12 protein-coding genes and 1 tRNA gene are annotated in these 9,839 nt (G+C 29.4%); 6 read left to right on the forward strand and 7 right to left on the reverse strand.

From position 1 onward, the window contains the following. The 3 genes from AB1Z17_RS11795 to folB all read right to left on the reverse strand — a co-directional run. A partial coding sequence (locus AB1Z17_RS11795; RefSeq protein ID WP_368051994.1) for an MBL fold metallo-hydrolase occupies positions 1-605 on the reverse strand: 605 nt, incomplete at its 3' end. 160 nt (positions 606-765) lie between these two features. Continuing rightward, positions 766-836 (reverse strand) — tRNA-Cys (locus AB1Z17_RS11800). A 115-nt stretch (positions 837-951) separates the two neighbouring features. Further along, positions 952-1,311 (reverse strand): dihydroneopterin aldolase, encoded by a 360-nt coding sequence (folB, locus tag AB1Z17_RS11805; RefSeq protein ID WP_368051995.1) that lies wholly within the window; start codon positions 1,309-1,311, stop codon positions 952-954. Positions 1,312-1,623: 312 nt separating this feature from the next. Between folB and AB1Z17_RS11810 the strand changes: the two genes are divergently transcribed. Together AB1Z17_RS11810 and AB1Z17_RS11815 are read left to right on the forward strand one after the other, a co-directional pair. After that, on the forward strand, positions 1,624-3,309 hold the full coding sequence (locus tag AB1Z17_RS11810; protein ID WP_368051996.1) for a glutamine--tRNA ligase/YqeY domain fusion protein: 1,686 nt from the start codon (positions 1,624-1,626) through the stop codon (positions 3,307-3,309). A gap of 165 nt (positions 3,310-3,474) precedes the next feature. Further along, the gene (locus AB1Z17_RS11815; protein WP_368051997.1) at positions 3,475-3,834 is read left to right on the forward strand and encodes a YraN family protein; all 360 of its coding nucleotides are present in this window, start codon (positions 3,475-3,477) and stop codon (positions 3,832-3,834) included. Between the two features lie 8 nt (positions 3,835-3,842). On the opposite strand, the gene AB1Z17_RS11820 is transcribed toward AB1Z17_RS11815, so the two are convergent. Then, entirely contained in the window at positions 3,843-4,217 is a 375-nt protein-coding gene (locus AB1Z17_RS11820; RefSeq protein ID WP_368051998.1) for an acyl-CoA thioesterase, read from the reverse strand. Between the two features lie 95 nt (positions 4,218-4,312). On the opposite strand from AB1Z17_RS11820, the gene AB1Z17_RS11825 reads away from it, so the two are divergent. Next, positions 4,313-4,723, forward strand: coding sequence for a DUF134 domain-containing protein (locus AB1Z17_RS11825; RefSeq protein WP_368051999.1), 411 nt, complete (start codon positions 4,313-4,315; stop codon positions 4,721-4,723). A gap of 21 nt (positions 4,724-4,744) precedes the next feature. Continuing rightward, positions 4,745-5,131, forward strand: coding sequence for a NifB/NifX family molybdenum-iron cluster-binding protein (locus AB1Z17_RS11830; protein ID WP_368052000.1), 387 nt, complete (start codon positions 4,745-4,747; stop codon positions 5,129-5,131). 51 nt (positions 5,132-5,182) lie between these two features. Here AB1Z17_RS11830 and AB1Z17_RS11835 read toward each other — a convergent pair whose 3' ends face one another. Both AB1Z17_RS11835 and AB1Z17_RS11840 read right to left on the reverse strand, forming a co-directional pair. Beyond that, complete coding sequence (locus AB1Z17_RS11835; RefSeq protein WP_368052001.1) at positions 5,183-6,535, reverse strand: TlpA family protein disulfide reductase; 1,353 nt, start codon at positions 6,533-6,535, stop codon at positions 5,183-5,185. A gap of 133 nt (positions 6,536-6,668) precedes the next feature. Further along, entirely contained in the window at positions 6,669-7,028 is a 360-nt protein-coding gene (locus AB1Z17_RS11840; protein WP_368052002.1) for a hypothetical protein, read from the reverse strand. A 64-nt stretch (positions 7,029-7,092) separates the two neighbouring features. Between AB1Z17_RS11840 and AB1Z17_RS11845 the strand changes: the two genes are divergently transcribed. Next, positions 7,093-7,605: a CvpA family protein gene (locus tag AB1Z17_RS11845; RefSeq protein WP_368052003.1), complete on the forward strand. Its 513-nt coding sequence runs from the start codon at positions 7,093-7,095 to the stop codon at positions 7,603-7,605. 54 nt (positions 7,606-7,659) lie between these two features. After that, a complete protein-coding gene (locus AB1Z17_RS11850; RefSeq protein ID WP_368052004.1) occupies positions 7,660-8,781 on the forward strand; it encodes a TlpA family protein disulfide reductase in 1,122 nt (373 codons plus the stop codon). 278 nt (positions 8,782-9,059) lie between these two features. Here the strand turns inward: AB1Z17_RS11850 and AB1Z17_RS11855 are convergent. Continuing rightward, positions 9,060-9,839, reverse strand: a 780-nt coding sequence (locus AB1Z17_RS11855) for an OmpA family protein (RefSeq protein WP_368052005.1), incomplete at its 5' end; no start/stop codon positions are given.

The raw sequence follows: 9,839 nt of genomic DNA on the forward strand, positions 1-9,839 counted from the left end.
TATTGAATGTGTGGAATCATTTGCTTTTCGGTATGTCCATCTGCAAATAAAATATCGAAACCAAGTGCTGTATTTGTTGCAAAATCACCTGTTGGTAAATTCACAAAATTTAATTGTCCACTAGCTTCAATTGGATTTATATTCTCTTTTAAAAAGGAAGCTTTTTCTCTAACATTTGGCTCAACTGCCCATTGCCAGTGGTTTTTATTAGACCAAAATTTAGCATTTTTAAAAGCTGGTTCGTAACCTGTTCTATCCTTATTCCATTGAATTGCTCCTCCGCAATGGTCGAAATGTAGATGTGTTAAAAAAACATCCGTAATATCGTCTCTATGAAAACCGTATTTTGCTAACGAAGTGTCTAAAGAAAAATCGCCAAAAGGGAAATAATAACCAAAAAACTTATCAGATTGTTTATTACCAGTTCCTGTATCAATTAAAATAAGTCGATTTCCGTCTTGAATAAGCATGCTTCGCATACTCATATCTATTAAATTATTACTATCTGCTGGGTTTGTGCGTTGCCAAAGTGTTTTTGGAACTACTCCAAACATAGCACCGCCATCTAACTTGAAGTTTCCTGTTTCAATAGGGTAAATTGTCATTCTCGTTTAAAATTTTCAACTGCACAATAACAACTTAAACCTTAACTAGGCAAACTTTTTAAGTTGTAGTACATGGGTTTTACAAAGATACGGGATTTTCTATGTAACTATATGTTAAATAAATCAAAAAAACCTAAGCAGATTACTTAGGTTTTTGTAGAGGCGTCGAGCGGATTCGAACCGCTGTAGGAGCTTTTGCAGAGCCCAGCCTAGCCACTCGGCCACGACGCCTTAATTGGATTGCAAATTTAACCATTTTTAATAAGTTGGCAACATTTTTTTGAAATTATTGTATCTCTGTTTAATTATTGATTTGTAAAACGGCTATAAAATTAAATATTTGTATTTATTTTCTACGCTTGCTCATTTCTATAGTAACCATTGCAACATTACCTCCAATTGGTGGATTTATTTTAGAAACTTCAACTTTAGCAGTTTTTACAATGGCAATTTCATTTAAAATACGATCTAAAATACGTTTGGCAACTTCTTCTAAAAGCTTAGACCTAATTGCCATTTCTTCTTTTACAATCTTGTTCAAATGCACATAATCAACGGTATCGGCAAGATTGTCTGAAATAGCCGATTTAGATAGATTCGCTTTTACTGCTAAATCTACTCTATAATCTGAACCAATTTTCCCTTCTTCAACCAAACAACCGTGATAGGCATATACACGTATATTTTTTACTTTAATAACTCCCATTTTTCTTAAATTATGAATTACAAATTTAGAATTATGAATTTAGAATTACTCCTTTTTATAAATAATTTACAATTTCTAAAAACCCAAAAGTTACGTTAGGGATTGAACGACGTGTTTGAGCTCTTTTTTGTTGCCTTTTGCAACTAAAAAAGCGAGTAGTGAAAGCCCGACCTGAAAGGGAACGCCCAAATTATTGGGCTAGAATTTAAAAATTTTTATAATCTAGCTTTACTACTAAACAATTGTACTATTAATTATTTATAGCTATTGCGAAAAAAAATCGATAATTTTGCAGCTTATTATTTTAGAATTATGAGTGAAGAAAAAAAGTCGCTGAATTTTATTGAACAAATTATTGAAGAAGATTTAGCAAACGGATTATCAAAAGATAAATTACGATTTAGATTCCCGCCTGAGCCAAATGGTTATTTACATATTGGACACGCAGCTTCTATTTGTTTAAATTTTGGATTGGGATTGCGCTACAACGCACCTGTAAATTTACGTTTTGACGATACAAACCCCGTAAAAGAAGAGCAAGAATATGTAGATGCTATTAAACACGATATTGAGTGGCTTGGATTTAAATGGGATAAAGAGTTGTATTCTTCAGACTATTTTCAACAATTATTTGATTGGACTATTATGCTTATTAAAGAAGGAAAAGCGTATGTAGATAATCAATCTTCAGAACAAATGGCAACCCAAAAAGGAACGCCTACTGAACCTGGAACTAATAGTGCAAACCGAGATAGAAGTATTGAAGAAAACTTGGAGTTGTTCATGAAAATGAAAAATGGAGAATTAGAAGAAGGTTCTCATGTGTTGCGTGCTAAAATTGATATGAAACATACCAATATGCATATGCGTGATCCAATTATGTATCGCATTTTAAAGAAACATCATCACAGAACAGGTAACGATTGGTGTATTTACCCAATGTACGACTGGACGCACGGTGAATCGGATTATTTAGAGCAAATTTCTCATTCGATTTGTACGTTAGAATTTAAATCGCATAGAGATTTATACGATTGGTATGTAGACCAAGTTTTTGATGCTTCAAAACTACCATTAAGACCAAAACAGCGAGAGTTTGCACGTAGAAATTTAAGTTATACTGTAATGAGTAAACGTAAATTACTACAATTAGTTGAAGAAAAAATTGTTACTGGTTGGGATGATCCAAGAATGCCAACAATATCAGGATTACGAAGACGTGGTTATACTCCAAACGCTATTCGAAAATTTAGCGATACTGCAGGAATCTCAAAAAGAGATAACGTTACCGATGTTGCATTATTAGAGCACTGTATTAAAGACGATTTAAATAAAACGGCTCCACGAGTTATGGCTGTTTTAGATCCTGTTAAAGTTATAATCACCAACTATCCAGAGGGTAAAGAAGAGTTTTTAGATGCCAATTATAACGATTATGAAGAAGGTTTTGGTAGCAGAGCTGTTCCTTTTAGTCGTGAAATATATATTGAAAAAGAAGATTTTAGAGAAGAAGCAAATAAAAAATTTTTCCGTTTAAAATTAGGTAAAGAAGTGCGTTTAAAAAATGCATATATTATTAAAGCTGAAAGCTGTGTAAAAAATGCAAACGGTGAAGTTACTGAAATACATTGCACCTATGATGAAGATTCTTTAAGTGGAAGTGGAACAGAAGCTAGTAAACGTAAAGTTAAAGGAACATTACACTGGGTTTCTGTAAAACACGCCGAAAAAGCAGAAGTAAGAGTGTACGATCGTTTGTTTACAGATGAAGCTCCTGACGGAAATAAAGACAAAGATTTTAAAGAGTTTATAAATCCAGATTCTTTAAATATTATTGAAGCATTTGTTGAACCTAGTCTAAAAAATTCTAAAGTATTAGATAGATTTCAATTTCAACGTTTAGGATATTTTTGTGTTGATAAAGACACCACTGAAAATAATTTGGTTTTTAACAGAACCGTTCCTTTACGTGACAGTTGGGCTAAAATGGGTGAGTAAAACATTTATTTACATATACAAAAGGCTGTCTAAAATAGATTTTTAGACAGCCTTTTTCTGTTTGGCTAAGTATATAACCGTGTAAAAAGTTTATACTATCTTTAGATTTAGAAATATTTGGAATACTTTATTTTAACTCAGAATATTACTACTAAAATCAAAAAAATGGCTACACATAATGAATTAGGTAAAAAAGGTGAAGAACTCGCTGTCGAATACTTAGAAAAAAACGGGTATAAAATACTTGAAAAAAATTGGTTTTTTAAAAAAGCAGAAGTAGATATTATTGCTTTAAAAAGTGAAATTTTAGCTGTAGTGGAAGTTAAAACACGCTCGAGCGATTATTTTGGAAATCCACAAGATTTTGTGAATCAGAAAAAAATTAAATTATTGGTTGATGCTATTAACCAATATGTCACAGTAAAAGATTTAGATGTTGAAGTTCGGTTTGATATTATTGCAATTCTAAAAAATCAATACACATTTAAAATTGAACATCTTGAGGATGCTTTTTTACACTTTTAAATAACTTTTTAAATACGCATTGGTTTGTTATTTTTATCGATTGCAGCAAAAACAAAAAAGCCTTGAATGGCTTTTTGTTTTATTTCAGAGTCCAATTGCTCCGTAAATATTTCAACCTGAATGGTAATTTTTGCCAATCCTACGTTTACAACAGTTCCAATTATTTCAACAATGTCTCCGGATTTAACAGGTTTTAAAAACTTAATTTTATCCGTAGATACTGTAACCATTTTTCTCCTAGTAAAACGCATTGCCGTAATATAGGCAACCTCGTCCATCCACTGCATTGCAACACCTCCAAACAACGTATTTTGGTCATTTAACATTTTAGAAAAAACTACTTTGTATTGTGTGGTTATTGAATTATTAATCTTTGTTTTCATTCGTATAAAAAATTTATCAAATATAATTAATAATGTTAGAATTATGAACGCAGGTTCATTATATTTGTATTTTAATTTCAACTTTAGATGAACACATGGCAAGACCCGAAAAAAATAGAAGAGTTTACAAACCTCCAAAAATGAAAGGTTTTAAACCATTTGGGATTCCAAAATGTGAACTCGAAGTTGTTCAATTAACAATTGAAGAATATGAAAGCATTCGGTTGGTTAATTACGAAATGCTTCAGCAAAAAGAAGCAGCTGTGCTAATGAATGTTTCAAGACCAACATTAACCAGAATTTATAATAAAGCGTTAAAAAATATTACAAAAGCATTTGTTGAAGGAAAAGCAATTGTAATTGATGGTGGAAACTACAAATTCGAAAAAGAATGGCGCCGATGTAAAAGGTGTTTTAAACTAGTTGAAGAAAAAGAAAATCATATAAAATGCATAAAAGTTAGTGATAATAACTCTGAAGAACTGATACAATTAGATAAAAAATAAGTCATTTAAAATTAAATAAAAATGAAAATAATTGCGATCCCGGTTACTAAAAATAACCAAATAGAAGATCATTTTGGTCAATGTGAATTTTATGAAATTTATACAATTTCAGAAGAAACTAACATAGTTGCTACAAAAATATTAGCATCTGAACAAGGTTGCGGATGTAAATCTAATATTGCGCAAGTTTTATCCGAACATGGAGTTACTATTATGTTGGCTGGCGGAATAGGTCAAGGTGCAATTAATGTATTAAATAAGTTTAATATTGAAGTAATACGTGGTTGTACAGGAAATACCAAGGAAATTGTAACTAACTTTTTAAAAGGAGAGATCTTAGATAATGGCATTACCTGTGCTCATACTCATGAACACGAGCATGAACACAATCACCAATGTAATCATTAAATAAAAATTTAGGCTGTTTAAATAGTAAAATTCTAGACAGCCTATTTGTTTTTAATGCTTCTCAATATATTCTTTAACATCTTCTAAAGCATAAGGTTTAGAAATTATTTTTTTATTGCTATCCAAAACAAAATAACTAGGTGTTGAAGAAATTTCATAGGCACGTGCAATGGAATTTTGCCACTTTTCTAAGCCTAAAACATTTGTCCATTTCTCAAACTTTCCCGAATAATGATTAAAACCTAGTTCATCGTTTTCTAAGGCAACTGCAATTACGTGAACCTTGTCATTACCTTTTATAAATTCATATAATTCAGGAACTTCCACCAAACAATGAGAACACGTTGTACTCCAAAAAACTACAATGTAAGTTGCTGCATTATCTATTTTATACAAACTTTTTTCACTTCCATTTTCTTCCCAAGAAAAATCTGGTGCCATTTTTCCTATTGCAAATTTAACAGAGTTCTGAATTTGTTCTATATCCGATAAATTTTGGTATTCTAGAGGAAGTTTATTGTAAAAATTTTCAATAATATAATCTATAAGTTTACTATTTTCTAATTGAGAAAAATTGTACATTAATGTTGTTAAAATTTCACTTTTTAGCGCAAAATTTTCATCAATTTTATCCACAACTTCATTAATAGCATTTATATATAATTTATTTTGGACCTCAACTTCATCAGATTGGTTTAAATAAAATACATAATCTACTATTTTTTCAGTATAAAAAATTGAATTTTGCAATACTGTATTTTCAAAATCTACTGTATCAAAATAATGCATTTTTTCACTATTTAGATATAGTTGCGGAGACGAAAAAACCTCTGGAGCATAATATTTATTGCTTGCCTTAATAAAATTATTTACCAACATATTTTTTGAGTTCTCTTCAAATTTAGTTTGTGTTTCTCTATAATTTTGCCGTGTTTTTTTATAATATTCACTCGTAAATTTAATGGCTGTAGAATCATCTTTTAATCTAAAACAAACTAATTGAAGAGAATCTAACTTTTGCTTTAAATTATCAGTTTGTATTTTATAATTAGCATATACTATATTTTCTTCTGAACTTAAAAATTGTAATGTTCCTGATGGAAATGTTGGATCGAATTTCAATTCAATAGATTCATTTGTAAATAATACGTCTACAAAACCACCATTGTTCATATCATACACCAATCGATACATTCCTTTAGGTGAATTTTCGGGAAAATCGATTTTAAATTCGCCATTATTTATATCAACATTTGTAACATACAATTGCTTTGCCCCTTTTAGTTGGTATAAGATTACATATTCTAAATCGCTAATTTCAGGACTCATAGTTCCTTTTACAAAAGTTTGACTTTGAATTGTTGCATTTATTAAAAACAGTAAGAGTAGAAGCTTTTTCTTCATTTTATTTTTATTAATTTATTCAAAAAATCAGACCAAATATAAGTAATTTTAATATTTTGCATAAAATCCAATATTATATATTATAACAAATAAAGTTGTTTGATTTATTAAAGTTTGAAAAGAATAAACAAGACTAATTTGGAATCAATTCCTGAGCTTTAAAATACAATACAATAGCTTCTTTTATAAGCACGGTTTGTTCACCAGATTTTAATGGTGGCAATTCTTCTAATACTTTATAATGTGGCCAACCATCCTCATCATAAAAGTCAAATTCGTAATAACCAAAAGGTTCTAATAACCTGCAAATTGCAATATGCATTAAGTTAACTTTATCGTCTTTTTTAAATTCTACGGCTCCTTTTCCTAATTCTTGTACTCCAATTAAATAAATAATGGCATCTACATTAAGTTGCTCACCTTCACCAAATTTGGTTGCTAAAATCTCGAGAATTTGCTCGTAATCTTCCTTTAATTTTTGATCTCTAGACATTTGATATTTTTAGTTTGGTTGCAAATATACAAATCCATTCATGTATATTTACAAAAACATTATTATGAATACTTTTGACATTATAATTGCGGCACTCTTGCTTTTTGGTTTTATTAGAGGTTTGTTTAAAGGCCTATTTGTTGAAGTGGCTTCACTTATTGCTTTAATTGCTGGTGTTTATGGAGCAATTCACTTCTCTTATTTTATTGGTAATTTTTTAGCAGATCGTGTGTCTTGGGAAGAAAGATATATTACAATTGTATCCTTTGCAATTACCTTTGCAATTATAGTTTTAACAATTGGATTGTTAGGTAAATTACTCACTAAAATTGCTGATTTTGCTTCACTTGGATTGTTAAATAAAATACTTGGTGGTGGTTTTGGAGCTTTAAAAATAGGAATTATATTAAGTATTTTATTATCTGTTTTCACTAAACTTAATAATACCATTCCATTTATTTCTGAAGAACAAAAAGAAACTTCAATTTTATATGAACCGGTAAAAAACTTAGCGACTACTTTATTTCCAGATTTTTTTACAGTTGTTAAAGATGAAACAGATATAGATATTTCGTAATAATTTTGTTAGTTAAAACACAGGTTTACGTCAAAGAAATTAAACTTTTTATTAATGAACTTATTTAGAATCTTTAATTTCGTAAGCATTGCATTTATATTCATAATTTTCAACAGTTGTTCTCCTAAAAACAGCAATTCATTTATTATTTCTGGAAGTATTTCTAATTTAGAAACTGATTATATATTACTATCTCAACTAGAAGATCTTCAAACTAATAAAACAATACTAATTGATACCTTAAAAGTTAATAAACGAGGAAAATTTAATGCTGTTTATTTTTTAGAACCAAACCTCTATAACTTAACTTTTGATAACAAAAAAACACTTCAACTTGATATTGATAAAGATCAACATATAGAAATAAAAGGGAATACAATCGAAGATTTAACAGTTTCAGGATCTAACGATACTCAATTATTAACCGATTATGAATCCTTTAGAAAAGCATCATTAAAAAGATTGGTTACAACTGTTCGAGACAGTATAAAAAAGTTAAAAACTCAACAAGGGAACGGTCATATTATTACTAAATTAAGAACTTTTGAAGTAGAAAATTATAAAATTCATTTAAATGAATTGATCCAATTTGTAAAAGACAACATGGGAACTTCTATTGCTATTTATCCAACCTCAATCCGTTGGAATAATGAAAATTTAGCCGTTTTAGACCAAATAGTAACTAATTTTGAAGAAGTACATCCTAATTTAGAAATTACAAAAAAACTACTTGAAAGAGTGCAACTTCTTAAAAAAACAAGTATTGGAAATACCTTTACAACAATTAAAATGCCAGATCAATTTAATAATCGTATTGCATTAGATTCCATAAAAGGTACGTACACTTTAATCGATTTTTGGGCAAGTTGGTGTCCGCCGTGCAGAACAGAAAGTAGTTTGCTAAATAGTTTATATTCTAACTACAATTCTAAAGGTTTTAATATTTACAGCATCTCTTTAGATTCTAATAAAGAACGTTGGTTAAAGGCACTAAAAACAGATAATAGAATTTGGACAAATGTTTCAACTGTTGAAGGTTTTAAAACTGCTATTGCTATTGAATATGGAATAACTTCATTACCAACAAATTTTTTGATAGACCCTAATGGAAAAATTATTGCAAGCAATCTTCACGGAGAAAAACTAAGAGTATTTATAGAAGAATTATATAATTAATCTATAACTTCTGGATTTTCAATTACAAATTCAATTCTTTTATTTTGTAGATACTTCTTCTCTAACAATATTTATCCCAATCAAAAGAAATTGAATTTTAATCACCAATTTCTTTTTTCTGAATTCAATATAGGACTATTAGTTTGGCAGTTCTTAAAAATTTTATATTGGAAAAAAACCACATCTTATTTTTTTGTTTTAAAACTAAAAAACGAAACATCTTTAACTACAAAATGCCACAATTAATTGTGGCATTTTGTAGTTAAAGAATAAGCTAATTATTGATTTACCGCTTCTGGGTTTACAATTATAAATTCTGTTCTTCTATTTAATTGGTGTTCTGCTTCAGAACATTTAACACCATCTGAGCATTTATTAACAAGTTGCGTTTCTCCATAACCTTTTCCTGTAATTCTAGCAGGATCAATTCCTTTTGAAATTATCCATTCTATAGATGATTTTGCTCTGCGATCAGATAATTTCATATTATAACTATCTGTTGCGCGGCTATCTGTATGAGATCCTGAAGCTATCTTTATTTTAGGATACTTCTGCATTACTCTTACAACTTTTTCTAATTCAATAGCTGCATCTTTTCTGATAAATGATTTATCTAAATCAAAATAAATTGGGTTTATATTTACCATTAACTTACCTCGAACAACAATAAATTCACTTGGAGTTAGTGTTAACCCAATAGCAAGTTCTAAATCTCTTACATCTGATGTTTCGAATTCCTCGAAATCTTTATCATAATTTTCTTTTGAAGCCACAACTTTATAAGGTGTTTTACAGTCTAATTTAAAAGTAAATGATGCATACTTATCTGCAATTACACTTTCAATTTTCTCACCATCTTTTCCATATAAAACAACTAAGGCTCCTGGCATTAAAGCTCCTGTTTCTTTTTCTCTAACTAAACCTTCAACTAATTGATTACAATCAAGTTCATCTGGAGCTAGTTCTTCAAAATAATAAATATCATCATCTCCTTTTCCTAATTCTCTGTTAGAAGAAAAATGACCCCAATTTGCACCTGATTTTTTAACAAAAGCAAA

This window comes from Lutibacter sp. (genome assembly GCF_040883305.1).
Taxonomy (GTDB): domain Bacteria; phylum Bacteroidota; class Bacteroidia; order Flavobacteriales; family Flavobacteriaceae; genus Lutibacter.

What these genes read in the sequence shown, in the direction of transcription:
- AB1Z17_RS11815 (WP_368051997.1), top strand. Translation starts at nt 3,475, where the DNA reads ATGGCTACACATAATGAATTAGGTAAAAAAGGTGAAGAACTCGCTGTC.
- AB1Z17_RS11845 (WP_368052003.1), top strand. Translation starts at nt 7,093, where the DNA reads ATGAATACTTTTGACATTATAATTGCGGCACTCTTGCTTTTTGGTTTT.
- AB1Z17_RS11835 (WP_368052001.1), bottom strand. Translation starts at nt 6,535, where the DNA reads ATGAAGAAAAAGCTTCTACTCTTACTGTTTTTAATAAATGCAACAATT.
- AB1Z17_RS11830 (WP_368052000.1), top strand. Translation starts at nt 4,745, where the DNA reads ATGAAAATAATTGCGATCCCGGTTACTAAAAATAACCAAATAGAAGAT.
- AB1Z17_RS11850 (WP_368052004.1), top strand. Translation starts at nt 7,660, where the DNA reads ATGAACTTATTTAGAATCTTTAATTTCGTAAGCATTGCATTTATATTC.
- AB1Z17_RS11840 (WP_368052002.1), bottom strand. Translation starts at nt 7,028, where the DNA reads ATGTCTAGAGATCAAAAATTAAAGGAAGATTACGAGCAAATTCTCGAG.
- folB (WP_368051995.1), bottom strand. Translation starts at nt 1,311, where the DNA reads ATGGGAGTTATTAAAGTAAAAAATATACGTGTATATGCCTATCACGGT.
- AB1Z17_RS11825 (WP_368051999.1), top strand. Translation starts at nt 4,313, where the DNA reads ATGGCAAGACCCGAAAAAAATAGAAGAGTTTACAAACCTCCAAAAATG.
- AB1Z17_RS11810 (WP_368051996.1), top strand. Translation starts at nt 1,624, where the DNA reads ATGAGTGAAGAAAAAAAGTCGCTGAATTTTATTGAACAAATTATTGAA.
- AB1Z17_RS11820 (WP_368051998.1), bottom strand. Translation starts at nt 4,217, where the DNA reads ATGAAAACAAAGATTAATAATTCAATAACCACACAATACAAAGTAGTT.